Source organism: Paraburkholderia suaedae, from assembly GCF_040812055.1.
In the GTDB taxonomy this organism is placed as follows: Bacteria; Pseudomonadota; Gammaproteobacteria; order Burkholderiales; family Burkholderiaceae; genus Paraburkholderia.
Genome location: NZ_JBFOAH010000024.1, coordinates 80,860 through 106,074, shown reverse-complemented (window position 1 = coordinate 106,074; position 25,215 = coordinate 80,860). Strand labels below are relative to the sequence as shown.

The window sequence follows — 25,215 nt, the reverse complement described above, 5'->3', positions numbered from 1 at the left end:
TGGAGATATCTGATGGCAAAAACGCTCGACCTGCAGCGACTTTCGCACTTCGTGTATGTGGCGGAATTGGGCAGCTTCTCTAAGGCCGCAGCGGTGTTGTCGATTGCCCAATCCGCACTGAGTCGACAGATGGTGGAACTTGAGACCGAATTTGGTGCTCGACTCTTGCACCGTACTGGCCGGGGTGCGGTACCGACAGAATTTGCCCAACGCATTCTCCCGCGCGTCCGGGCGTTGCTGCTTGAAGCAGAGCAATTGTCGGCAGACATCGAGGCCGCTCGCGGCACGCCTACCGGGCAGGTCAATCTTGCGGTACTCGCATCCTTGGGCACCTCGTTGCTCACACCCCTACTATCACGAATCAGCGAGAGATTGCCCGGTATTCAGATGCGAGTCCTCGAGGGGCTCACCGACCACATTGACGAGTGGCTAGTCACCGGTCGAGTGGACATCGGTGTGCTGTACGGGAAACGGCGCAATCCGGCGGCCGGCGACGAGCCGCTTTTTTCCACCCGGCTTTACCTGATTTCTGCACCGGGGGAGCAACCTCAGAAAACCGAAACTGTACCGTTTATGTTGCTTGCCAAACTGCCAATGATTTTGCCCGGCGTGCCGAACGGCCTACGTGTGCTTCTTGACGATATCTCCAAGACACAAGAAGTGTCGCTCGAGGTCGTTCTCGAGATAGATTCCGTAGCCACGATAAAGGAACTCGTGGCCCTCGGAAACCGGCACACAATACTGCCACTCTATGCCGTGCAACGTGAAGTCAGAAATGGCGCGTTAATCGCCGCTCCGATAAAGCAGCCAGAAATTAACCGCACCATCCTGATGGCGGTATCTACACAACGCCCTATGAGCAGAGCTACAGGCGAGGTGGCGGGCGTAATCCGCCAGTTAGCGAAGGAACTCACGGCTGAGGGGAGTCTGTCCGGCGTGCGTGGCGCTTGACTACTGTCGTCCTTGCCTGTTTCCGCAATTGCGTCGGAACGATGCCGTTGGGGCCCGGTCAGCCAGAAAGGGACGAGAAACAAGGCGAACGACTAGCGAGAACGTGGCGACCGATGAGACCAGAGCGCGGTTTCTTTCCCCTTTTGAATGGAAGACAGCACGCTGAATATCGGAAGTGGCAGTGAGAACTTGAACGAGCTGGACACGCCTGGCCCGCTCGTCTGTTTGACCGTCGCCTGCGCCTCTTAAGCGCCCACTTCGACTGAGGCTTCCGGCGTCGCGGTGTTGTCAGCCTTTGCAGTAACCGTTTTGACCGCAACACCCCAACCTTCTTGGCTGCAGCCCTTCATTGCAGCCGCACCGCTCTTGCCGGCAGCCTTCGGTTTGCTCGCCTTGCTGACAGCACCAGCTTCCGACGCGACCGCTGCTGCCCCGTCAATCAGAAATCTGCTGCGGTCCCTGGCACCAGCGAGCCGAAGGAGGCTGCTGCGACAAAGTCACCGACGGTCAAGAAGGTGCCTTCTTGCCTGCCATCTTCTTCGCCACCGGGCGCTGCACTGACGGCGCCGCTGCCTTCTTCGCTACGACGCTGTGCCCTTCAACATTTGCGGCGCGGAGACCCTCATCCGTGGCTACGCGTCGGGCACCGGCAAGCCCGAGAATCCTCTCAAACCAGACCCGCCCTGTCTGACATGCCGATATCCGAGAGCCTTCAGGCTCTGGACCATCGCCTTCATCGAAGCCGGCTCCGGAATGTCTTGTGGGCGGGAGAGGAGCCAATACTGATGTAATCGGCTGCTTGTCGTGAATCTTACGTTTGACCCTTCCAGCAAGCGAACCCAATTGCAAAAATAGTCGCAGGAACTGCGTGCGCCCCACTTTTACGACACCAGGAAAGGCAGGGTTGTGCATCACGTACAGCCATCCTTCATCGTTTCGCAGCATAGCTTCATGCTTCATCGCGGCGCCCCCTTTCAGATATCGAATTGATATTGGCGTGGTCGACCCGCGTGCGCCGGGCCGCTATCTGCTGGGCGTTGAGCGCGACGGCGCCATGTATCACTCCGGCGCGACGGCCCGCGACCGCGACCGGCTCCGCCAGCATGTTCTTGAAGGGTTGGGTTGGGAGCTGTACCGCATTTGGTCTACCGACTGGTGGCTGAATCCGGAAGAGCCAATGCGAAAACTTGTGGCCAGACTGGAAGAATTGGTCGCGACGGTGTCCATTGAGGACGAACCAGTTGTTGAGCTGCCAGAAGAGGTTGCGCATGAGGAAAATGTGCACGCCTTGTATGCCAGGGGCGAATCGGCCGTGGAGCCGGTTGCTCCTGTCACGCAGCTTGCTTACGCGAATCCCGAGTCGATGCTGCGACCGTCATATTTTCAGCTCCAGCACATCACTCTCTTGATTGCGCAGAATGAAGGCGAGAGGTAAATGCGACTTCCCGCTTCGTTCATAAAAAGCGTTACGTGCCGCCTCGGGAAGAGCCTCTGAGAGACGTTCGAACATCTTGGTGAGCGATTCAGCGGAAAGAGGGCCTCCCGCGCGGGATGTGAGCAAATATGGGTGCTCTCCATTCGATTGCCGAACTTCGCTGAGGTAGTGCTCGTAGAGTTCAGCCAAGCTTGAGGAAACCGGGATTTGACGGTGGGACTGCGCCGTTTTCATGCTTGGCGTGGTAGCGCGCGGGTCTTCATCGAAGCAGGTCGTCACGTCCAGCCAGAACACGAGTTCCCCAGAGTCCGGGTCGTATTCCTGTTTGAGCGAGTCCTCACCGAGAAGCAGCGCTTCGCCGCGCCGCAGGCCGCACATCAGGAGGAGGTTGACGATGAACCAGTTGCGGTTTTGCGTGTGATAGTCCCGGAAGGGATTTCGCGGCACGCCCGGCTCAGCTACATTGAGCAATTCGACCAGCGTTTGCGCAGGCAATGCTCTAATGTGGCGAATCTTTCCCTGATTCGGATTCCGGATACCCCGCAAGGCGCCGAGCATCGACGACAATGAACTCCATGGTTCGCTTGCTGGTGCCCGTAGACGAGCCAAATCCAGCGCAAAACGCCGGACGGCCTTCCATCGCTGAACATTCGTCGTCGTATAATCCGAGTCGACGGTTAGGCTGGTGAAGAAGGCTTCGACCATGTTTCCGACTGCGGCAGCGTTGCGTGCGCTGATAGCGCCGTCAAGTGAGTCGAGCCCGAAATGTTCGTCGGTAAAGCAGTAGAACGCGTCTATATGTCGTAGACGCAGTTTCAATGTATTAGGCGCTAGAAAGCGGACACCGAGACCCAGTGACCATGCTGTCGCCCAGAAGCGCGGCATTAAGCGGTTGGCGTCGACGATTGCATAGCCCGGAGAGACATCAATTCGAACAAGCATGAAACGCAACAAGAAGAGTTTGTACGTTTCAGTGTTGAAATCGATTTTATCCACCTCAAAGGCAACAGAGGGGCTATGTACGTCTTAGAAATCTGGAATCCGCCGGAGGCGAGAGGCGCATCGCTTCATCGCTCAACGGCTACGCATATGCCGACAATGCATACGCGCGCCGTACAGCATATCGTGATGACGCGAACTCGTCGTATGCCTGCGCCGGCGCCAAAGCTCGCGATGAAGGAGCACAATGCTCGGATGGGTGCGACGGCGAAAACGCCTGACCTGTCTGATATCCCCCGCCAGATAACGCCTGAGGGAAATGTGCTTCGGGTTGATTCCCGCAATACGACCGCTGAGGTCACGCGCTGATGGAATCAGAGAATTTCAACGGTTATAACGTGTGGGGTCATGCCGTCCTGCAGCGGGAAGATGTCCTGATGCAGGGACGCTATGCGGCATGCGGGACTAGTACGCAAAACAACAAGCTCGTTGACGCATCCGGTGTGCTGGGCTATTTCGATACCGAAGAAGACGCGCAGCAGGCAGGGCTCGCCTGGGCGCGAGCATGGTTTTCGGTTTGCTCGCAGCGCCGGAATTCACAACTCCACTATGGAAGCAGCGGCAGTAGCAGTTGCATTTGCTGTGCGCGTGGCACGCTCCCCTCAGGGCTCCAGAAGGCGCGAGAGCCTCAGCTCTTCGAAGTCAAGTTCGGCTTCTATGCGATGCAGGACCGCATCGTCGATGCTCCCTGCTTCCTTGAGCATTAACAGTTCCCGGCGCGACACGCTCACCATGTCGAGTTCCAGGCGTAGTTGTCGCGCTCTCACATGGACCTGCTCGGCTCCTTCGCTATGGGCTCGCTCATTATTGCTTACCCGAACCTTGTATTCGTCCAGGACCCGCCGGAGCGCTACATCTTCGGCCTCCTCGCTGCCAGCTTTTCTCGCTCCCAGCTCCTGCAGCGCCGCATTGAATGTTCTTGACCTCGCCTCCAACTCAGACATCGTCGCTCGCGTTACCGGACGAATTCGAACGAGGCGAATAAAATACGATAACGTCCCACCCTGGATGACCAAGGTGGAAATGATAAGCGCGAAGGAGGTGAAGATAAGCAGGTCGCGCGCGGGGAAATGGTTGGGTAACGCGAGTGCGGCCACGAGACTGACCACTCCGCGCATACCCGCCCACACGAGAATCACAGACTCGCGAAGCGACCAGGCTCGAACTACCTTCGTCTTCCTGAGCAGTTGCCCCGGAACGTACATCGCGACGCCGACCCACACCAGTCTCGCAACGAAGGTGGCGATGATGGCGGGTATAGCCGTCTTCAGGCCATCGACCAGCAACGAATCTTGCTGCTGCATGCGGGCCAGGATGCCACGCAGCGCAAGCCCGATAAGGATGAACACCAGAGAGTTGAGAATGAACTCGACGGCCTCCCACGTGGCTTTCGCCTTCAGACGCATGCTGGCGCCGAAAATCCGATGCTGGGAAATCCCCAATATCAGTCCGCACGTCACAACCGAGAGCACGCCAGAGCCGCCCATTTTCTCAGCTATGGCGTAGCTTGCCCACGCCATGATGAATGTCACCGTGATGCCGATAGCGACATCCTTAATCTTCGCTATCAACCAGGTCATCACCGCGCCACTGAGAGACCCTACCGCGATTCCTATGGCGGTGAGCGCGATAAAAAGATTGCCCCCTCTTGCCAGCGTAATGTTGGCAGTCGACGCGGACAGAATTGCTATTTGGTAAAGCAGGAGGCCTGACGCGTCGTTGACCAGGCTTTCACCCTCCAGCGTTGTCACCAACCTGGCGGGGAGCGGATTGCGTTGAAGTATCGCCTTTGCGGCGACTGCGTCAGGCGGCGAGACGATAGCACCTAAAGCGAAGCACGCGCTCCACGGCAGAGATGGATTGACCGTGTGGACAACTGCTGCGACGACAACGGTCGTAAACACCACGGCCCCCAGTGCGAGCGAAATGATTGGGCCGACTTCACGGCGAAAGTCATCCCATGCGGTATAGAACGCGCTGGACATCAGCAATGGCGGGAGGATTGCTGCGAGCACAAGGCCAGGGTCAAGCTCCAGAGAGCGCCCTCCAATGAGGGCTGCGCAACACCCGCCGACCAGGAGCGCGAGCGCGGGAGGGAATGCCACACGGTCCGCGAGCCACGTCAGAACGCACGCGCCCGCCATCAGCATTAGCAGGTAGTGGAAAAACTGGACATTATCCATGGGCAATTCTGGGAACACGAACCGGCTAAGCCAGGCATCTTGAAGCTCTTCTTTATTTCTGCACGACACAGGGCCCGAGGCTCGCCCGCGCGACGCTACCAGCCATACTTCAGCTCCAGCCCAACATAGTCGGAGTTGCTCCCGCCCAGCTCGCGGATGGAATCTCCGACCCGGAAATGAACGGCCTCAACGGAGGCAATCAGGTTGGTCGCCACCGTCCAGTCAGCACGTATTTGTGCGTAAGCGCCGGTCCATCGCGTGCCGTGGCCAGCAGTACCCGGGACGACGGCACTTCCCTGCTGATAGATGGCGTCGTTCGTGCTCATCCGCCACTGGAATCCAACGGCAAACAACAAGGCCAGCTTGCTGGACGGTTTGAGCGTAATCGAGGGCTTCACATGGACAAGGTTGGCATACCCGGTGTAGCCCGCCAACGTGAAGTAATAGCCGTTCGGGAAAAGCGGATTAAAGGTTTCGACGCGACCATCGTTCAAATGGCGGTCACCGGAAGCAGCATCTACCTGCAAACCGAACCGTGGCTTCCAGGGAGAATCGAGCGTATAGCCAAACAGCGAGCCAACCGCCCACGCAGCAATCGTCTTGTCGCCGACGTGGCCCGTTTGGTACATCGACTCCACGTCCCAATCTGTGGCAGCGATTTTCCCCGTATATCGCAGGTCAAATACATTGCGATGCTCATCGCCTTGCGCATCAAGGAAATGCGCACCGGCACGGGTGTAAAGCGAATAATATCCAGACAGGTCTCCAGGCCCAACGCCCTGCCGTTGGAAGCGCACGCCGCTGAAGGTCAAATGGCTATTCGACGTATCGTCGAATACCGAGACGTCGCGGTACTGAACGGGCTGGGTCAGGTAACCGATGAAACGCCATTTCTGGTACTCGTAATCGGCCCAGACTGCGTCGTAGGCCTGGCGTACGTTCGGACCGTCGCGCACAGAGATAAATCTCTGCAGGTCGAAGGCCATTTCCTGCCTCCCAACGCGGAATTTTATCGTTCCCGGGCCGAGCGGACTCACCCAGGCAACGAACGCCTGCTCCAAATCGAGCGGATTCTTGTCGACAGGGGTCACCGTATTCTTGCCGAACGGCCTGGCATCTTCGAGTTGCGCAAAGAACTGAAGGTATGGACCAATACGCGCATCGGCACTGACCTGTGCCCGCTGAATCACGTAGCTATCGGAGCCTGCCGAGCCGAGCCCGAAAAGCGGTGTCCCGCTGAACTCGAAGCGCTCGCGCAGATTGGCCCCGAGCGACAGATACGAATATGGGTCAGCTCCGAGCGGGATATATTTGAGGCTGTCCAGTGGCTTGCGGGGTACACAGGAATTCTTGAGAACGGACCAATCTTCTTGCCAGCGATTGAACAACACGACCGGCCGCCTGGCGTCACACGTCTCAGTCGGCGTGTCGGTCTGCTGAGACGGTTGCGCCTCGTTATCCGCCCGCGTGTCTTCACAGAACCCGAGCGCAAGCCCGGTAACGGCAATCCCTATATATGCCGCGAGTTGCATCCCCACTTGGCCTCCCGCCCTGTCAACATTGTTCTTCCTGTTTTTATGGAGTGAAGTGCTCTGTCACTGCACACCTCGCGCTCTCTTCGAATGCCATCAAACCACCGTCGATGCTCCCTCCATCTAGCACGCCAGCGAGTGCGCCCGCAGGAGAAGTATCAAGCGGCAAGCTTACCTACCGCGTTGCGGTGCATCCAGGCGCGAATTGCCAGCCATGCAATCCCGATTACCGGCAACAGGAGAGCCCAGAAGCCAACGCTTCTGTAAGCCAGAGCACCGGCGACGGCGCCGAGCCCGAATGCCGCAATTGCTGGAAGCATTTTGGCAATTCGCGTTCGTGCAGCAGTCTTGATGTCCGCCGCAACGCGTGGCGAACACAGGTCAAGCGCGTCGAGAATGACCTGCGTCACATTGCCGGTCATGACGGTGTTCGGCACACCGGGCCTGGCAACAAGACGGCTGTGGGCGTTCTGGACACCCATCGCGGTCGCCCCAATCATCCCACAGACGACCACTGCCCAATTTTCCGGGTTGAACCTGGGTCCGAGCTTGACACCTGCAAAGCAGAACGCCAGAAGCAGAAAGGTCTGCACGGCGTAGAGCATGCACGCGCCGCGCATCGGAGTCTCCGGGTTTCGGCCGCGAATGATGAAGCTGCTCAGCGCGACGCCCAGGATAAAAGCAGGAAACGCCATCAATTTAAGGAAGACGCCCTGGCCATACCCTGCGACGCCACCACCAACGAGCACGAAGTTCCCCGTCACGTGCGCGGTGAACAGGCCGAACAGCGCGAAAAAGCTGAGAGTGTCGACGTAACCAGCAGTCGCGGACAGCAAAATATCGTCATTCATTGCTTACCCTGTGGAGAGGCGTCAGCGAGGAGTGGCCTCTCCAACATCGACGCTCCTTTTATCGTGACGCTGTCCTATTTCGCAGCCGCGTGAATTTCCGCGATGTACCCGCCCGGGAACTGGACAATTGCCGATTCTCTGCGGTCCGACGTAAAAGGCTGCACCAGAACCGAAACCCCAGCGGCCTGAGCCTTCTTCATGGTGTCATCGAAGTCCTTCACTTCATACCCGGTCATCTCGCGCCCGTATGGGTAAGGCAGATGCCCATCGGTCACAAAGACGGTCATGTTCCCGAATCCCGACGCCAGTCGAACGCGACGGAAGGTATCGTTCGCCCGACCGATTTCAACGCCGGGCGCGTTGTGATTGTCGGACACCACCTTCCCGTGCGAGAACGCGACCCAGTTCTTGATGAGTGCGTTCGCACGTCCCGGCGAGACGTACACCCGGTTCTCTGGAACGGTTTCGAGCGCCTCGTAGTTCGGAGCCTGCGTATGCCAGTAGAGCTGCATGTGCACGCCGCCCGGCCACGAGATGACTGCATCACGCCCAATCGGGTCCGGGAAAGTATCGACCACGACATCAGCGCCGTGAGCCTTCGCCGATTTCATCGCGCCGTCCATGTCCGTGACGAGGTAGCCGGTACGCTCGTCACCAAACGGAAACGGAGTCGGTGTCTTGAAGCCGAACACCGAAATCGTACCCACCGGCGTGAAGACCAGTTGGGACATCGTCTGGCTCGGTGTCGGCGTCACCTGGAAGACGCCTTGCTGCGATTTGTGGCCGCCAAACGTGGCGGCGAAGCTCTCCGTGAACTTGTCGAAGTCTTCCGGTGCCACATACACGTGAGTGGTGTCGTACTGCGGCCCGACAGAGTAAGACGTCGACTGCGGCGCCCCGATGCTTGCCTTTGCGAAAGAAATCGACGGAGCACCTGCAACCAGACTGAGGGCAAGAGCAACGGCGATACCGAGCGATTGAAAGTTACGCATGATAATGAGTTCCCTGTCCTTTTTTAGACGCGCGAACGTCGCTCGCCGCTGGCCAGATAGGTGACCATCACGAAGGCGGCAATCAGCCCGAGGTGCTCAAAAAAACTGTTCAGCGCAATGAAGCGTGCCACACCTTCCAGGCTCCAGAAGTTGTTCGCCACGAGCATCGCCACCCCCGTCAATCCAGCCAGCGCTCCCGCTCCGAGCCACGTGAACCTGTTGAAGATGACGCACAGGGAGCCGGCAATCTCCACGAAAATCGCCAAGGTAGCCCAAAGCCACCCGGGATGGAGACCGAAGTGCACCTGCTCAGCGACTGCAGCGTCGAAATGCATCAGCTTGGCGACACCGCCAATGAGGTACGCTGAGACGAGACAGATGCGGACCAATGGCATCACCCACGGTTGACGAAGCAGCGCCGCTACCCAGGATGGACTCTCCACCATTGGCCCTCGCTCTAGACCGCCCAGCACGCGCATCCCAGCGCTCCCCAAAAGCCCTTATAGTCCGACGTCGGCGCACTGCCAAGCCACGCGCGCCGATGGTCGTGACCGTGAACGCCGCAAGCGCGCGCGCAGTCACATGCTGTGGATGCCACCTGCTGAAGCGGCGCGCCGGACTCGCCGCCCTGCTTCCATGCGGCAAATCCGCCATATTTTCGCACCGGTGACCAGTCAGGCATCGCCGGAGGTGGCGGACCATCGTCCAGCGAGGCGAATTCGCCAGTCGCATACACAACCTTGCCTCCTACGACCGTAAGCAAAGACGACGTGCCAGCGATGTCGTCCTCGGCGCAGGCAAAGAAGTCACGGTCAGGGACGATAAGGTCCGCGATCTGACCAACTGCAATCTGCCCTTTCTTGCCGACTTCATTCGAGAACCAGGTGACCTTCTCGGTCCACATGCGCAGGGCCGCCTCCCGGTCCAGACAGTTGCGCTGGGGATAAATGCGCATGCCGCCGACCGTCTTGCCGGTCACCAACCAGGACAGGGACACCCACGGGTTGTAGGACGCCACTCGAGTCGCGTCGGTCCCCGCCGACGTGTGAATTCCTTTCTCGAGCATTCGCGCAACTGGCGGCGTGCCCTCAGCCGCCTTCTCACCGTATCGCTCGACGAAATACTCGCCCTGGTACGCCATCCGATGCTGGACCGCAATGCCCCCACCGAGCGCTGCGATGCGGTCCATCGACTTCTCTGTAATCGTTTCCGCGTGGTCGAAGAACCAGTTCAGGCCGGCAAGTGGAGTATCGCGGTTTACCTTCTCGAATACGTCGAGCGCACGACTGATGGTCTCGTCGTACGTCGCATGCATACGCCACGGCCAGCGATTCTCCACGAGCACGCGAACGACCCCTTCGAGGTCGCCCTCCATTTCCGGAGGCATGTCCGGGCGCGCCACCCTGAAGTCCTCGAAGTCCGCCGCCGAGAAGGTGAGCATCTCGCCCGCGCCGTTGTGCCGGAAGTAGTCGTTCCCGTCCTTATACTTCGACGTCTTCGTCCAGTTGACGAAGTCTTCTTTCTCACCCTTGGGTTTTTGAGTGAACAGGTTGTAAGCCAGCCTGATGGTCAGCAGTCCCTCAGCGTCAAGCTTCCTGACGACCTCATAGTCCTCCGGGAAGTTCTGGAAACCGCCGCCGGCATCAATGGCTCCGGTGACGCCCAATCTATTCAGCTCGCGCATGAAATGCCGCGTTGAGTTCAGCTGATATTCGAGAGGAAGCTTGGGCCCCTTCGCCAATGTCGCATAGAGGATGGCTGCGTTGGGCTTCGCCAGCAGCAACCCGGTCGGATTGCCCGCGCTATCGCGCACAATCTCGCCTCCAGGGGGCTCAGGCGTGTCCTTCGTGTAGCCCACCACTCGCAGCGCCGCGCCGTTCAGCAGCGCGCGGTCGTAGAGGTGCAGCATGAAAACCGGCGTGTCGGGTGCTGCAGCATTCAGTTCTTCGATGGTCGGCAAGCGACGCTCGTCGAACTGGTGCTCCGTAAATCCACCGACGACACGTACCCATTGAGGCGGCGGCGTAATAGCCACCTGCGCCTTGAGCATCTCCATGGCAGTCGCCAGTGAGCGCACGCCATCCCACCTGAGCTCCATGTTGAAATTCAGCCCGCCACGGATGATGTGGAGATGGTTGTCGATTAATCCCGGAAGAGTTGAGCGTCCCTTCAGGTCGACCGTGCGAGTGCCATCGGACTTGAGCTGACTTATCTCGCTGTCGCCGCCGACGGCAATGAATTTACTGTCCTTGATAGCAACCGCAGTGGCCGTTGGTTTCGATTTATCTAATGTCGTAAACCGACCATTAAGAAGAATCAGGTCCGGCGCATCTTGATGAGACGTCATGAACGCTTCTCCTCAGACGATACTCCCGCCATGGGCCGAGGGCTTCCGGAGTTCCGGCCAGGTAACGACCCAAACAGGTGTTGATTGCAATGCTCCTCCTTCCAGGCCACACGAAAGTTGGCTCCGGAAAGCATCTTCTTTGCAACCGGGAAAATTTGCTCGCCCGCGAGTATGCCTAAAAGGCCCACGAGGGCGACGATAGGAGGTGCCGGTGACGGCACGCCAATCAAGCTATAGACCACGCCTACCAGGATTCCCGCCAGCAGCGAGAACACATACGCTTTCATCGACCACCCCTCCTTAAGTACGCCGTAAGCCACCATTCGCGACGGCAATGACCAAGGCGAAAACAAAGAGCATTCCTACACGTATTCGCAACTGGCTTAGAAAGGTGTCGCCCATCTTGCAACCGACTGAAGGACGCGTTCCAGCGAGACACCGGCTATCGAATGAAACGAGTCACGCGCTTTCCTTGAAGCTTAAGTGAAAAGGACCTTACTGCCATCATACATAAAGCTGTTATACCGCCATCGACAGCTTCGCACTATGCTTCTTCTGGACCACGAGACGGCATTGCTCATGTCTTTTTTCCAGCAAGAGATGCGTCGTTACTGGATTCATTAGAGCAACGCAAAGACTCTTCCGGCGCTCAAATCTGGCGCGACGTTTTTGTTAAAACCTGCTACGAACGGATGGCATCATGAGCACAGAGAAACTGGAAGTACTTACACCGACCAACAGCCAAATCATCTTCATCGACCAGCAGCCGCAGATGGCCTTTGGCGTCCAGTCAATCGACCGGCAAGTGTTGAAGAACAACGTCGTCGGACTGGCGAAGGCGGCGAAGACATTCAACATCCCGACGACTATCACGACGGTCGAGAGCGAGAGCTTCTCCGGCTTCACGTACCCGGAGCTGCTCGATGTGTTCCCGGACCAGCCCACTCTCGAGCGAACCTCGATGAACTCGTGGGACGACCAGAAGGTCCGCGACGCGCTTAAGAAAAACGGCCGGAACAAGGTCGTCGTCGCCGGCCTGTGGACGGAAGTCTGCAACACGACGTTCGCGCTCTGCGCGATGCTCGAAGGCGGCTATGAAATTTACATGGTCGCCGATGCGTCCGGCGGCACGTCGAAGGACGCGCACGACTTCGCGATGCAACGAATGGTGCAGGCCGGCGCCGTCCCGGTCACATGGCAACAGGTCCTGCTCGAGTGGCAGCGCGACTGGGCGCGCAAAGAAACGTATGACGCAGTGATGGAAATCGTGAAGGAGCATTCGGGCGCATACGGAATGGGCGTCGACTACGCCTACACGAGGGTTCATAACGCCCCCCAGCGTACCAAGACAAAGCACGAGTCTCTCGCTCCAGTCCCGGCGAAGACCTGACGTAACAACGCATGCTGAGCAAGTGACATGCGAGGCTCGTCTCCGGAGTAATCATTCCGGTGCGTGCCTTTCAGCGCAATGTCCATGGCTGTTACTTGAATGCAAATAGTTCGCGACAACCACCGAGCACGCTGATACCCGAGTCCGAGCAATTTTCTGCCAATGAAACCTTATATTCTCTCGCTCCTTGGTGGCATTCTCGCCGGCGCGATATACAGCCTGATTCGTGTACGGTCGCCGGCACCGCCAATGGTGGCCCTGGTGGGATTGCTGGGGATAGTTATCGGGGCGCAAATCCTCCCAACCGGACGCCAGCTTCTGGCGAGCACTACGCTCCAGTTTGCAAAAGCAGAGGGGGTGCAGACGCATGCTACGCATTCGCTCCGTTAGAATATCGCCAAACTGATTTCGGCCGTGCCCGCCGACCTCTCACCGAATTGAATGCAGCGACCTAGCCGCCGAGCGCCGCTTTGAGTGGAACAGATAGGTGTTTCAAAGAGCAATTTTGCTTCAAGGCTTGCCGTCGACTCTGACCGTTCTTGCTCGGCCTTCGCCGGCTGCGCTTCGGTGGTCAACATTTGTTCTGCCGAACTCGGAGCTGTCATTTGCCGATTTGTCGGTAATCGAAGTAAGCTGCAGCGCGGCGACGTAGTTCATCTTCAGATGCATCCTCGAGTCCGATAAGCTGATTGCTCGCCGAGCGGTGCGGGGAGAGCAGTTCGTTCAGCTTTAGCAAGCCACGGGCGTGCGCCTGGGAGACCGGGCATTCCGGCCCTTTCTGCATGCTTCTGAAAAAACAACTCGCCGGCAAAGCCCGCAGGCGCCCGGACCATCGCAAGCGGCCGGCCCGCCAAACGGGGCGGTATCCACAGGGCAACGCTCTCGTAGTACCGGACCAGGTCGAGATTCATGACACCGCTCGATGGGTCAACGATGCGCTCCGGGTACGTGACTTTGACCTGGAAGACAGGAGCAGGGGCTAGCTCTACTCCAGACTCGCGAACGACGCGTCGCGCAGGCTTGTCGACGCGCGTCCCCTTGAACGACGCCTGTCGTACCACGCCTTCCGCAGTCCATTCCGTGAACTCGACCTCGGCAACAAGCTCGACGCCCAGAAAATCAATGCTCCGCAGCTTCCAGTTTGAAGAATTTGGTCATTGTCACCGTCGCTCCGGTAGCGGTGCGGCGATGGCTGCCGGAGCGTATGCTGCTTAAATAATCGGGAGACGACCATGACCCCCTTTATATCGGGCGGCAGTCGCAGCATCAGACTCCTGCGTCAAAGAAATCAAACCTTGGAAGCGATGGGTGCGTTATTCCCTGGTCATGTTTGGACTGCTTACCCTGACGGCTCGCCCGAATATCTCAGCCAGAGCATCCGCGAATACACGGGAATCCAGATAAGTAACAATTACGCTAATTATGACGATGTCATCCACCCCGACGACGTCGCAGCAAACGAACATTACTGGAAGGCGCTGGTTGCAGGCCGGGACCCCGGCGAACTCGAACTCCGGATTCGCCGCGCAGACGGCGTCTACCGATGGTTCCTGTGCCGGACGCGGGCCATCCGAGGTATGAACGGCGCACTTGTCCGTTGGATGTGTCTGAACTGGGACATTAACGACCGCAAGATTGCGGAACTGCGTCTTCGGAGCGAAGGACAAAACTACAGGCGAATAGTTGACCGCGTCCCAGCTTGCGTGTGCGTCGCGGACCCCGCCGGCCAACTCGTTTACGTAAACAAGGCCGGGCTCGCCGCATTGGGCCGTCCAAGCGAAGAGGTTGTCGGTGACCTATGGATGAACTACATCCATCCCTCCGAGGTAGAAGCTGTGCGTGCCCAATGGGCGCAGTGTATTGAAGCAGGTCGCCCCGTCGATGTCGTCGTCCGGATGCAGCATTGCGATGGTGTGTACAGATGGCAACACCTTGTCGCTGAACCGTTTTATGACGAAGGGGTCGTAATCAACTGGTACCTGGTCGGTATCGAGGTCGACGACGCAATAAAGGCTCAGGAAGCCTTGCAGAAAAGCGAGAAGGAAGCCCGGGAACTGCTCGACCGCCTTCCGGGTCGCTTCGCCACAAGAACGACAGCGGATTTCGAATTCGTCAACCGCCACATCCTTGAGGAAACCGGTACTACGCTGGAGGAGCTACAAAAACTCGGATTTCTGCATTTCATTCACCCCGACGACAAGGAGCGAATCAGACAAGGTTATCTCCGGTCGGTCGAACAGATGGCAGCTTACGAGGACACGTACCGCTGGAAAAATGCGGACGGCGCGTATCACTGGCGTCTTTCCCGTTCCGTTCCTTATTTCAACGAGGACGGAAGCGTGTACAAATGGTATGTGATGAGCCTCGATATCGATGACCTGTACAAAACGAAAGAGGTCATCCGCGAGCGTGAAGCGCAGCTCAACTGGCTCACCGACGCAGTGCCAGGCTTCTTATGGAGCACTGACGCCGCCGGTTCAATAGAGTATGTGAACAAACGAGCGGAAGCCTACACCGGCAGAAGCCTGCATGAACTGACCAGCAACGGCTGGTTTGACCTTGTTCATCCGGATGACTACGCGACAGTTACTGAAACATGGGACCACTCGATGAAAAGCGGGGCGACGTACGATACGGTACATCGCCTTCGCGCTGCTGACGGGTCCTATCGATGGTTCCAGTGTCAGGCCAGTGCAATGCGTAACGCCCGAGGCGATATTACTAACTGGTACGGCCTGCTCACCGATATCCACGAGCGAAAAATTGGAGACGAACGACTGAGACGCGAGGAGTTACATCTTCGCAGGCTCATAGACGCAATGCCTGCCATGATTTGGCGCGCCACCCCAGGCGGGGAAATCGACCGATGGAATCGCCGCATGCTTTCGTTCATCGGAAAGACCTCGGAGGAAATTGACGGAAAGCCCTTATTCAGCCTCGTTCCGCCTGACGAGCGGGCGCGTGTCCGCAAACATTGGCAGCAATGCGTCCTCGAGGGCTCATCTTACCGGGACACTTACCAGATTACGGGAGCTGATGGGAAACTACACTGGTATCTCGTCCGCAGCGAACCGTTCCGCGATGAGACGGGTGAAATCCTTCATTGGTATGGCGTGTGCACGGACATTGACGACCTGAAAGAAACGGAAGTCGCACTCCAGCAGCGCGAGCACCAGTCGCGGGAGATTACCGACACAATCCCAGGAATGATTTGGTGCACCGATGCTGACGGGCAACCGACCTACTACAACCGGAGACTCGCAGAATACGCCGGGGTGGACATATCGGAGACTCGTGACCTCGGATATATGAAGCTTATCCACCCAGATGACTGGGAGAGCGTCATTCAAAAATGGACACACTCAGTTCAGACTGGTGAACCCTACACCAATGTCATCCGTACGCGCCATATGCACTGCGAGGACAGGCCATACCGCTGGCATCAGGTACGCGCCGAAGCAATGCGCGATGCGGATGGTAGCATCGTTCAGTGGTACGGCCTGAACATCGACATCGACGAACAAAAATGTGCTGAAGACAGCTTGCGAGAAGTACAAATTCAACTCGCTCGCGCGACCCAGATTGCAACGGTCGCTGAATTATCGGCCTCGATAGCGCACGAACTCAATCAACCACTTACGTCTGTTATCGCGAATGCTCACGCCTGTCGTCGCTGGCTTGCGGCCAACCCGCCAAATCTCGACGAGGCGCGCTCTTCCGTGGAGGCCATACTCCGAGATGGCCATGGTGCCGACGAAACGATGCAGAGCATCCGTACCCTGTTCAAACGAGAGACCCTCAAGAAGTCTCAATGCCGTATTCCTGACATGGTCCGGGACGCAGTGAGATTGTTGAAAGAAGACCCCAGTATGCGAGACGCCGCCATAACGCTGGAATTTCCCGACAATCTTCCAGACATGAACGTCGACCGGATACAGATTCAGCAGGTCCTTATCAACCTGATGTCGAATGCAATCGAAGCAACAGTAAATACCGGCCGCACACCAAAAGTCAGCATCACCGGCGGTGTCGTCAATGAGCTGGTGGCTACAATCGAAATTTCTGACAACGGAGAGGGTATCGCTGAGCTCGATGCTCTTTTCCAGCCGTTTGTCACCTCGAAGGCAAAAGGCATGGGTATAGGTCTGGCAATTTCACGCTCAATTGTCGAAGCTCATGGCGGTACACTGACAGCCAGGAACAACCTCGACCAGGGTGCGACGTTTTCTCTAGCGCTGCCAATTTTTTCCCTTGCTGGTGAACCACAAACTGTAGCCCCGAGAGCTTAAGCAACATCGGGCGACCTCGCCGGTCGCCTGACTCATCTCGTCACAATAGCTTTCTCCATCGCCCCCGGCTTAAGGATACGAGAATCGGCGGCCACCGAAGCGACGCCGTCCACAAGCTCTCGGTCTGGCCGGATGGAAATGGGTGTTCATCCTGCAAGGATTGCCGGCGTGCGTGCTGAGCGTAACGACCAACTCCATTGGCACGCCGCGCGCGTACACCCGACGGCGAGCTCACGCCCGTTGCGCACCGCAACTGCAGACGCGCTCTGCAACGGTGACGCGCGGCTAAAGGACCAACTGAACATTCGCTACAGAGGCTTCCGTTTGCGGACAATCGACATAGGCCTCACTGTTGTACCTCGCCTGCGGAAGCCCCTTACGGAGAAACGTGAGACGTTCGTGAGCGCAAGCCCGCTTTAGTCCTCTAGTGAAAACGGTGACGTGCCAACGCAGCATGCGCCGGTCCGCCAGTTGTGCTCGCGGAGGCAATCGCCACGGTGCATGCTTCGCGTTGCGAACAATTGTTTCTGTTTTCAAGCCAAGCCGTTCGGCCAACTGGTAGAGGTCGAGATAGGTTTGCATGTGCTGTCGCTTGTGAAATCCGGTATAGCGATGCACCTTTAAATCGTGTGAGGCCGGAGAGACGTTCATCGATTGATTTCGGTAACGGGCCCTGCTCCAGCCCGCCCTTGATGCATAAGTGAAAGCGGTTCCCCCGCGTGTAGGTGTTCCTATTCTTCTGCGCGCGTCGTATCGTCCGACATCACGATGTCGGACAGCCAGCGCCCTGCTACCTCAGCGAGCTGCGCAGGTACTGCGTTACCAAGCTGACGCATAGCTTCCGAATAACGACCGTACGGCAAGAAAGAATCCGGTAGTCCTTGCAGACGAGCAGCTTCACGCACGGTGAAATATCGGCAGACACCATCTTCGCTTGCGAGCATGTTCTCGCCACCTGGCACGCCGTTCACACCTGCTTTCAGCGCCCTTGAAGGCAGGTCTGCTCGGCTGCCTGTGTGTCCAGGATACTGCCTGGCTACACCGCTGGCCGGTTCATGTCCAAGAACCGATGCGGGGGCCAGCGGCTCGCCCAGACCTAGAAACGCGTCTCGACACGTCTGCCACGGCTGCTCCACAGGCCGGATGCGTGGACCCATCCTTTTCAAAATGGTACGTTCCGCGAAGGACGCCGTCACCACGTCCGGTGACGGAAGCTCATGGCGCTTCCAATAGTCTGCCGATAGCCACTTGTCGTAAACGAGTCGTTCGGCGCTGTGAGTTGGGCGCGGAAAGGGCGTCAATACTCCGACATCTGTTCGAACACCGGCAACAAGGACTCGCTTGCGTCTTTGCGCAGCCCCGTAGTTCGCTGCGTCTACCGGAATCACTGCTACTTCATACAGACAAGGCGCGCTCTCCGGACTTCCACCGCCACACTCAAGCTCGACGACGATGCGGGAAAGGTAGTCGGAGAAAGCTGGCCTGAGCAACCCCTGAACGTTTTCAAACAGAAATGCTTTTGGGCGAATCTCGCGTACCGCTCTGATAGCCTCGGGCCACATATCGCGCGCGTCCCTCTCCCCGGCACCGCGCCCCCCGTTTGAAAACGGCTGGCAAGGAGGCCCGCCGGCCACAACGTCGACGCCCTGGAAACTGCGCCAGTCGACACCCCGGACATCTTTTTCGAGTACGCCCGGACCGTCGCCCGGTACCGCGCAAAAATTGCGCCGGAGCGTCTCACATGCCATCCGGTTGAATTCCACTAGCGCGGCATGTTCAATTCCTGCCCGGTTCAAGCCTGTCGACATTGCGCCGCAGCCGGCAAACAGCTCTATACAGCTGAGATGACTTCCGCTGAACCAGTATTGGCAAGTCGTGACGAACTGGATTGCGATACATAAGAATCGCTTGAATGCTGAAGAGACATAACACGAACCCGAAATAAAGTTCGTTTAGGCGCCGGCTTTTAGCCTTTTCTCGAAAAAAACCGAATATCGATAAGACGCTGTGGCGCCGGGCTCATTCAGGACGGACTGGGCGGTAGGCTCGATACAAGGCACGTCGCGTTAAATATCGAAGTACGACGCCTCTTTCGGCCCACTCAGCATGGCGCTCGAGGAGAAAATCGAGAAGAGCCGGGAGACCCGGTGAAGGCTGGTACTGCATGCCGGTCGGTCGGTATCGGTCGCCAGAACGCCGCCAAAATCAGTTGGTCAGTAACAAGTCATTGGCACGCATGGGCCTGAAAGGTATTGAAATGGTTTGCCAAAAGAAAACGCTGCACAATCCCGTCTCCAAGCCCGTTTCAACGGCGGTCCCCGCGCAAAGGGCTGCAGTCCTTTCCCGATTCCGACGCTCGAGGCAGCCGCCCCTCGACGCTGCTCTGACGTGCGTTTTCAAATGCGCTTAAACCGAAACGCAAATTGATTCCGTTTAAAAATTTATCGCGGTCTCAAAATAATGCGAAACCGCGATTTATACCTTGTTTTATACATGACTTGTCATTATTCTCACTTCCAGTCCTAAATCGAGTTTAACCAGAGTCGGAAAGAAAATGCTGAATGCCACCACAAAATTTAAGAAGTTCAATGTCTCTTCCCGTATTCCGCTCGGCATCATCGCGCCGGCGAGTCAATATCCGCACGTGAGTTCCCGTCTGCGTGGGCCCGTGCTTGAACAAATGGTCTCGTTCGACCCGACGCGCTACGTCCGGGAGCGTCGCGCCTCCTTCGATGTTGTTCCCATGAGCGGCCCGAAAATGCCCATGATGGCGTTTGCTCTTCATTTGGGTGACGCCCGGTTGAATTGGCTTGCCGACCCCGCCGAACCGGGGCTATGGGATGCGATTGAGCAGTGGGACCGAAACCGTGCGGTTCCGATTGCCTTGAGCCGCGAGGAAACCCACACCTTTGTAATCCCTTTGCGGCACAAACTCGGAGGGCCGCTTGACGCTCTGCGGCAACTTCGCAGCAAGCCTGTGTCGGATATCTTCGCCGTGCAGGCAATTGAAGTCTTTGAGTTGGACGTTCTGGACGCGCACGAGCATCCGCGCGCTCCTGCCTCGGTGTACCGACATTCTTGTCTATTGCACACCGCAAAGGTCGCTTCCGCGCTGAAGCAATTTGGGTACGTGAACGTCACTCCGCAGCTCACGAGTGATACAGACGGCTACTATGCGTACAAGCCGTCGAGCACTGCAATTTCCACCAAAACGACGGTCGAAGACAATATCGGGTTTTAATGGCTCCCCGCGCTGTATCTACGGAGCGAGTCACGTTGGGTCATCGATGGTCGTAGGCGCAAACAAGTCAACTGCGAAACGAAGAACTTCCGAGGCTGCTGCGGAGCAGGCGGTCCCGACTGCCGCACCGACACTTCAGGGGCAGGGGCGTTGGCTGAACAGTAACAACCGATTATGATGCAGCGTATTCAGCACCGGGCGGCCACATTCGTCTTAGTTGCTAAGGCTAGCGGTGCTCCCGCGATGTTTGGACCGTCGCTGTCTGCAGAGCAGCAGGGGCAGATGCGCGACGCAATCAGCGCCTCGCTATCGTCACGGGATGCCGGGCTACGCGGCATGGCCGGCTCTGCTCAGCCGGTGCTAGTCGCTGTGATGTCGAAGTCCGCCTGTTATCACGACTGGAATGCCTCTCGTGTTCTCAGCATGTATACGTCAGCCCAGCTGGGAAATGGCTACATTCCAGCCCCGTTCAGCAGCATGAGATATGCGCCAAAGAATCGCTGCCTAAGCATTTTGCGAACGGATTCGTGGACACAGAAGTCCCTGAATGCGTTCACCTTCAGGGCCGTCTACTACAGTCCTAAGAGCGGCGAGAGCCAGGGTCTCACCTACGAATTCATCAAATCGGACGGCTCTTGGCTCCTTAACGCCGTACTTTGAGTAATCACCGAAGTCGCCTCAAGATGATGCGCAAGAGTTTCGGGAGTGTTAACCCACAGGCCCCGTAGTGGTGAGCCTCGTTTTTGAGCACTAGGGCGAGGCAACGGTAGGTCCTGACGCAGCTGCACGCGCTTCCCGTAACTCAATAATGCCGTGTTACCAATCTCGCACCGCCGTTGCACATGTGTCCACCGGCCCCTCCTACACTCCGAACCGTAGCCACTGACATCGCACTCGAATGTGCGAGGAGTAGGGAAAATGAACGACAAAATCGTTGGAGTTGCATTCGGTCTTGTCGCGTTGGCAGCGTCCACCGCCGCGTCGGCGCACGTCGACATTGGCGTAGGCATCGGCATTCCGGTCGGAGTCTATGCGCCGGCAGAGCCGTTGTATGCACCACCACCTCCCGCCGTATATGGTCCGCCGCCAGTCGCGGTGGCGTACGGCACTGATGATGACTGGCGAGCCCGCGAATGGCGTGAACGTCACGAGTGGCGCGAACGTGAATGGCGCCGTCAGCAATGGCGCGAGCACGAGTGGCGCGAGCGCCATGAATGGCGCGGTTATTGAAACAACATCGGACGGCACCCCATTCGAAAGATTCAACCTGTAATATCTTCAAATGAGAGCTAGCGTTATAAAAACGGCCTTGATTGCATCGACGCTAGCCTTTGCAGCGGCAGGCACGGCAAACGCCGCAGGCTGCATCAAGGGCGCTGTCGTAGGCGGAGTCGCCGGGCACTACGCCGGCCACCACGCTGTCGTTGGTGCTGTCGGAGGCTGCATGGTCGGCAGACACCTTGCGAAACAGCACGCTCAACAGCAAGCCGCGCAACGTCAGGCAACACAGGCGCAATAAAATATCGTCGGCTTGGTGTACCGGAGGAACCAGAAAATCGCTGGTCCACCGGACACGTGACGACGACGGTTAGGCTGTCAACTCGGCGCGAGACTCGACTGTGGCCAACGGAGCGGGCACAGCCACGCTCTTGCGCGGCGCTTTTTTCGCCGGTGCCTTCTTGGCAACAGTTTTTTTCGCAGTCGGGGCCTTCTTCGCGACAGCCTTTGTGACCGCCGGTTTCGCATCGGCAGCCGCACCGGCGCCATCAATCAGAAACTTGCTGCGGTCTTTCGCCGAAGCCAACCACACCGGAGCCGGACCGCGTCCGCTCCAAGTCGCGCCAGACTTCGGGTCGCGATACTTAGCCGGCTGCGGACCTTTCGGCTGACCCTTGGTTGAAGTCGCACCGACTGCCTTCGAGGCCTTCTTCACCACAGTTTTCGCCTTGCTCACGGCGCCCGCGGGTGTCGCCACAGTCGCTTTAGCTCCGCCTGCAATCAAAAACTTATTCCGGTCTTTGGCTTCAGCAATCCAAGTCGGCGCCCGCCCGCGCCCGCTCCAAGTCGCTCCGCTCTTTGGGTCACGATAAAGCGCAGGCTGCGGACCGCGGACATAGTTTCCAGCGGTCTTCGCTTTGCTGACAAGAATCTGCTTCGCCGTCGCCGTACTTCCGTCAACCAAGAACTTGTCTCGATTCCTCGCGCTTGCAATCCACTGAGGTGCCCGGCCATGCCCGGTCCACGTTGCACCACTCTTAGGGTCGCGATACTTGACCGCAGCAGCGCTACCATTGCTCTTGGTCTTAGCAACTGCTTTCGTGGCGCGCTGCTTGCCGCCAGTGTGCGCGTCAATGTCTGCGGTCGTTAGACCGTGCTTCGCCATCAACTCGCGAATCCTTTCGATGACGCCCGACGATTGCTTTGCAACGAGCGCTTCTGCTTGATTCTGAAGTTTTTTGATTTTTGCTTGCAAGGATTCCAGGGTGGTCATTCCCGCCTCCGTGGTTGTGATGCCACACTATGCCATGCCAATGATGAGGTACGCCAATTCAGCGCTTCTTCTTACCGCGAGCCCTTCGATAATTGGTGGTTATCCCCAACCTTTCGTTCCGGTGGATGACGAATGCGCTAAGTAAAATAGCGATAAGGATGAGCACTATTAACCCGGCGGTCAGCCTCCTTTCGCGGCGCGCGTCGTACGTGCCGGACCCGGACGAAGTACCCCCGGGTGAGAGCGTGTTATTCGCGGCCGGCTGCAGCAGCGCGGCGCTGGCCTCAGTGCCTTGATGCGTCAGATAGGCTCCAGATGTTGGCGATGTTGCGACTGCAGAAAGACTGTGCTCGCCAGGAGGAACAACGCCTGCACCAGATGTAGGTCCAACGGGAGCCAATTCGGGTGCGGAAGCTATACCGGAAGCGGGCGCAGCGCCAGTTTTCGCTTCCATGGGGTTCGCTTTCGTTTTCCATTGCACGAGGACCGTGCCAACGCAGCGGACCTCGGTAGACGCGTTCCGGAAGTGCCTCCGTTTAGTGAGTCGCCCGGATGATGGCTTACCGCTCCCGAGAAGGGTCTGTTGTTGAGCGAGGATACCGTTGTGCTCGTTGTTCAGAATGGCGTGGTCACAGATGACGCGCTCGGCTGGTCGGCGGGTTGCCGCGCATTCAATGCCACTCGCCCATGCTCCGGTCGAAGCGAGGACTGCCATGTACAGCAGCAGTTCCAGACACTGCCTCGAACGCACCAGACGTCCTTGTATTCCGTGACCGTCCTTTGGCATCTTCTGAATCCCGTCATGGCGCATTGGGCATCCACACGTTTGAGCGCGAAGGGCATACGTCGCAAAAAGCGCCTTTGATGAGTCTCTAGCTTAGGAAGCCCTTGAGCATCCGGGCCTGTGCTTTCAAGATGTCGCTGAGGGGAGCCGCGCTAGGTTGTTCACTCCGCATCATCGATACCCGCCCGCCGCTTGCGCGCTCCTAGGCGTTGAGACGCATGCGTCTTGTGCCGATTCAATGTCGCCCGCCGCACTTGCCTGATGACCAAGCCGTCCGCGCTCGTTCGCAATCAGACGGGCTCGCTGAACACAAGTCGCACGAGGCCTGGCTCCGTCGGAAAACATCCAGTGAAGTGCATCAGTGCATCAGTGCATCAGTGCAGAAGCATTGCGTGCGTCACGGGTTCAAGCAAAGCATTCAATGTTTGCGGCGTTGACAGAAAGGGACGACGCACCGGTATCTTCCCTCTGGTCGCCAAAGCGGATGCACCTTTCGCGGACTGGCCCCCAGATGCTGGCGCGACGCCCGCCGGCCGATACAGGTTACGGACGGACCATGCGGTAGCGCAACAGCCTGTTAATAAGGTCGACCAGTTCGGTGGCGCAGAACGGCTTCCGCAAGAAAGCGTCGACCGGCAGATTCCGCGGTACATTGACCGCTGATGTCAGAATCACGGGAATGTCGGCGAGCAATGGGGCTGCCCTGACGGCGCGCACCAGCCTTATGCCGTCCATGACTAGCACCACAATATCGCTCACGACAATGTCGGGAACATTTAAAGAGACACCATGCAGTGCGTCCGCTCCGTTCTGGGCCGTTTGTACGGTATGCCCGTCGAGAACAAGCACGGCATTGAGCGCTTGCAGCAAATCAGCTTCGTCTTCGACGAGCAGCACATTGGCCATTCTTCACTCCTGGCGCAACAGCACACATGGGGCTCCTTGGGCCGAGCAAAGGACGCGCGAGAATTTGCCTTCGGGGCGGGCATGGTTTGCAGGGCGAGTGCCTGGACCATCCCTCCTTCTTCAGGGTCCCGCTTACTCCTGGCTCCGGCAGACCTTTCGGTAAGGAGAGAAGCGCCAGTGTCCCCATGGGTCCTTTACGGCCACCGCGCCGTAGTCGTACAGCACCCCGGACGCCTGTGCAGGCCGCAGTGCGCCTAAGTCAATAATCAGGAGCGTGCGCATGTCTGCCTCTGCACTTACTCTGCTGACATCCGTAGCAGGCTCAGCACAGCCCGTAGCTGCACCGAATCGGTTCGCTGCGCCGCAGATGCTCAGGTATTCGCCATGCGCCGCATACTCGGCGCGTTCTTCTGCGTGCGAAGTTTCGTCCAAAGTTTCTGAACACGAGGAGGGTCGCCACGCGTGTCCACATTCCTGATAAAGGTGTCCGCTGCCCGGGTCCAAACCGAGCGCTTGCAAGGCGCTCAGCGCGTTGTTGGCGTCGCGGTATGAGGCGAAAAGTCCAATAATGACTGGCAAGATGGCGCCCTCTTCAAACATCACATGGACGTGTATATACGCGCAACCTTTATGCCCGCAGGACTATAGATTTCCCTCGTCTGCGGGGTGCGTAACGGGCTTTCGAAACCTGGTCGATAAGTTGGCGTGCAAGCCTGATGTCCGTAGCGGTTACAGGCGCTTGCTCAATCTAGAAAACCTGCAGGAAGACTGCGTGCTTTTTTCAGAACATGCATCCGTTGGAGATGCGTCCACAGCGCCCAATC

Annotated in this window: 19 protein-coding genes and 4 pseudogenes; 9 read left to right on the top strand and 14 right to left on the bottom strand. The window is 57.9% G+C overall.

Going from position 1 to position 25,215, the window contains the following annotated elements; translation table 11 throughout:
• The first annotated feature begins 12 nt into the window (after positions 1–12).
• Complete coding sequence (locus ABQJ48_RS27680) at positions 13–951, top strand: LysR family transcriptional regulator (protein WP_367841139.1); 939 nt, start codon at positions 13–15, stop codon at positions 949–951.
• Between the two features lie 507 nt (positions 952–1,458).
• Here the strand turns inward: ABQJ48_RS27680 and ABQJ48_RS27675 are convergent.
• Complete coding sequence (locus tag ABQJ48_RS27675) at positions 1,459–1,911, bottom strand: hypothetical protein (protein WP_367841187.1); 453 nt, start codon at positions 1,909–1,911, stop codon at positions 1,459–1,461.
• Positions 1,912–1,930: 19 nt separating this feature from the next.
• On the opposite strand from ABQJ48_RS27675, the pseudogene ABQJ48_RS27670 reads away from it, so the two are divergent.
• Positions 1,931–2,386: pseudogene (locus tag ABQJ48_RS27670) on the top strand (hypothetical protein); the annotation flags it as partial.
• On the opposite strand, the gene ABQJ48_RS27665 reads toward ABQJ48_RS27670, so the two are convergent.
• A complete protein-coding gene (locus tag ABQJ48_RS27665) occupies positions 2,327–3,382 on the bottom strand; it encodes a site-specific integrase (protein ID WP_367841137.1) in 1,056 nt (351 codons plus the stop codon). The pseudogene ABQJ48_RS27670 and the gene ABQJ48_RS27665 overlap by 60 nt on opposite strands.
• Before the next feature lie 311 nt (positions 3,383–3,693).
• Here ABQJ48_RS27665 and ABQJ48_RS27660 point away from each other — a divergent pair.
• Positions 3,694–3,894 (top strand): annotated as a pseudogene (locus ABQJ48_RS27660) (hypothetical protein); the annotation flags it as partial.
• A 93-nt stretch (positions 3,895–3,987) separates the two neighbouring features.
• Here ABQJ48_RS27660 and ABQJ48_RS27655 read toward each other — a convergent pair.
• The 7 genes from ABQJ48_RS27655 to ABQJ48_RS27625 all read right to left on the bottom strand — a co-directional run bounded on the left by ABQJ48_RS27655 (position 3,988) and on the right by ABQJ48_RS27625 (position 11,577).
• The gene (locus tag ABQJ48_RS27655) at positions 3,988–5,568 is read right to left on the bottom strand and encodes a cation:proton antiporter (protein WP_367841136.1); all 1,581 of its coding nucleotides are present in this window, start codon (positions 5,566–5,568) and stop codon (positions 3,988–3,990) included.
• A 95-nt stretch (positions 5,569–5,663) separates the two neighbouring features.
• Positions 5,664–7,100, bottom strand: a complete 1,437-nt coding sequence (locus ABQJ48_RS27650) for an alginate export family protein (RefSeq protein ID WP_367841182.1) — start codon at positions 7,098–7,100, stop codon at positions 5,664–5,666.
• Between the two features lie 158 nt (positions 7,101–7,258).
• On the bottom strand, positions 7,259–7,951 hold the full coding sequence (locus ABQJ48_RS27645) for a YoaK family protein (RefSeq protein WP_367841135.1): 693 nt from the start codon (positions 7,949–7,951) through the stop codon (positions 7,259–7,261).
• Positions 7,952–8,025: 74 nt separating this feature from the next.
• Positions 8,026–8,943, bottom strand: a complete 918-nt coding sequence (locus ABQJ48_RS27640) for a glyoxalase (RefSeq protein ID WP_367841134.1) — start codon at positions 8,941–8,943, stop codon at positions 8,026–8,028.
• A gap of 23 nt (positions 8,944–8,966) precedes the next feature.
• Positions 8,967–9,422, bottom strand: coding sequence for a DoxX family protein (locus ABQJ48_RS27635; RefSeq protein WP_367841133.1), 456 nt, complete (start codon positions 9,420–9,422; stop codon positions 8,967–8,969).
• On the bottom strand, positions 9,401–11,290 hold the full coding sequence (locus tag ABQJ48_RS27630; protein WP_367841132.1) for an amidohydrolase: 1,890 nt from the start codon (positions 11,288–11,290) through the stop codon (positions 9,401–9,403). The genes ABQJ48_RS27635 and ABQJ48_RS27630 overlap by 22 nt, the downstream gene beginning before the upstream one ends.
• Positions 11,287–11,577, bottom strand: coding sequence for a XapX domain-containing protein (locus ABQJ48_RS27625; RefSeq protein WP_367841131.1), 291 nt, complete (start codon positions 11,575–11,577; stop codon positions 11,287–11,289). Before ABQJ48_RS27625 ends, ABQJ48_RS27630 begins: the two co-directional genes overlap by 4 nt.
• Positions 11,578–11,990: 413 nt before the next feature.
• On the opposite strand from ABQJ48_RS27625, the gene ABQJ48_RS27620 reads away from it, so the two are divergent.
• Both ABQJ48_RS27620 and ABQJ48_RS27615 read left to right on the top strand, forming a co-directional pair.
• Positions 11,991–12,680: a hydrolase gene (locus ABQJ48_RS27620; RefSeq protein ID WP_367841130.1), complete on the top strand. Its 690-nt coding sequence runs from the start codon at positions 11,991–11,993 to the stop codon at positions 12,678–12,680.
• A 162-nt stretch (positions 12,681–12,842) separates the two neighbouring features.
• Positions 12,843–13,070: a DUF1427 family protein gene (locus ABQJ48_RS27615; protein WP_473094194.1), complete on the top strand. Its 228-nt coding sequence runs from the start codon at positions 12,843–12,845 to the stop codon at positions 13,068–13,070.
• Between the two features lie 211 nt (positions 13,071–13,281).
• On the opposite strand, the pseudogene ABQJ48_RS27610 reads toward ABQJ48_RS27615, so the two are convergent.
• A pseudogene (locus ABQJ48_RS27610) lies at positions 13,282–13,413 on the bottom strand (low affinity iron permease family protein); the annotation flags it as partial.
• A 28-nt stretch (positions 13,414–13,441) separates the two neighbouring features.
• Positions 13,442–13,795, bottom strand: a pseudogene (gene ligD / locus ABQJ48_RS27605) (non-homologous end-joining DNA ligase LigD); the annotation flags it as partial.
• Positions 13,796–13,912: 117 nt separating this feature from the next.
• Between ligD and ABQJ48_RS27600 the strand changes: the two are divergent.
• Positions 13,913–16,969 carry a PAS domain-containing protein gene (locus ABQJ48_RS27600; protein WP_367841129.1) on the top strand — a complete coding sequence of 1,019 codons (3,057 nt, stop codon included), beginning with the start codon at positions 13,913–13,915 and terminating at the stop codon, positions 16,967–16,969.
• Between the two features lie 731 nt (positions 16,970–17,700).
• Here the strand turns inward: ABQJ48_RS27600 and ABQJ48_RS27595 are convergent.
• Complete coding sequence (locus tag ABQJ48_RS27595) at positions 17,701–18,798, bottom strand: DNA cytosine methyltransferase (RefSeq protein WP_367841181.1); 1,098 nt, start codon at positions 18,796–18,798, stop codon at positions 17,701–17,703.
• Between the two features lie 725 nt (positions 18,799–19,523).
• On the opposite strand from ABQJ48_RS27595, the gene ABQJ48_RS27590 reads away from it, so the two are divergent.
• The 3 genes from ABQJ48_RS27590 (at position 19,524) to ABQJ48_RS27580 (ending at position 21,729) form a co-directional block, all read left to right on the top strand.
• Complete coding sequence (locus ABQJ48_RS27590) at positions 19,524–20,210, top strand: hypothetical protein (protein WP_367841128.1); 687 nt, start codon at positions 19,524–19,526, stop codon at positions 20,208–20,210.
• 918 nt (positions 20,211–21,128) lie between these two features.
• Complete coding sequence (locus tag ABQJ48_RS27585) at positions 21,129–21,440, top strand: hypothetical protein (protein WP_367841127.1); 312 nt, start codon at positions 21,129–21,131, stop codon at positions 21,438–21,440.
• A 52-nt stretch (positions 21,441–21,492) separates the two neighbouring features.
• The gene (locus tag ABQJ48_RS27580) at positions 21,493–21,729 is read left to right on the top strand and encodes a hypothetical protein (RefSeq protein WP_367841126.1); all 237 of its coding nucleotides are present in this window, start codon (positions 21,493–21,495) and stop codon (positions 21,727–21,729) included.
• A 69-nt stretch (positions 21,730–21,798) separates the two neighbouring features.
• Here ABQJ48_RS27580 and ABQJ48_RS27575 read toward each other — a convergent pair whose 3' ends face one another.
• A complete protein-coding gene (locus ABQJ48_RS27575) occupies positions 21,799–22,701 on the bottom strand; it encodes an H-NS family nucleoid-associated regulatory protein (RefSeq protein ID WP_367841125.1) in 903 nt (300 codons plus the stop codon).
• 1,327 nt (positions 22,702–24,028) lie between these two features.
• A complete protein-coding gene (locus tag ABQJ48_RS27570; RefSeq protein WP_367841124.1) occupies positions 24,029–24,391 on the bottom strand; it encodes a response regulator in 363 nt (120 codons plus the stop codon).
• Positions 24,392–25,215 lie beyond the last annotated feature (824 nt).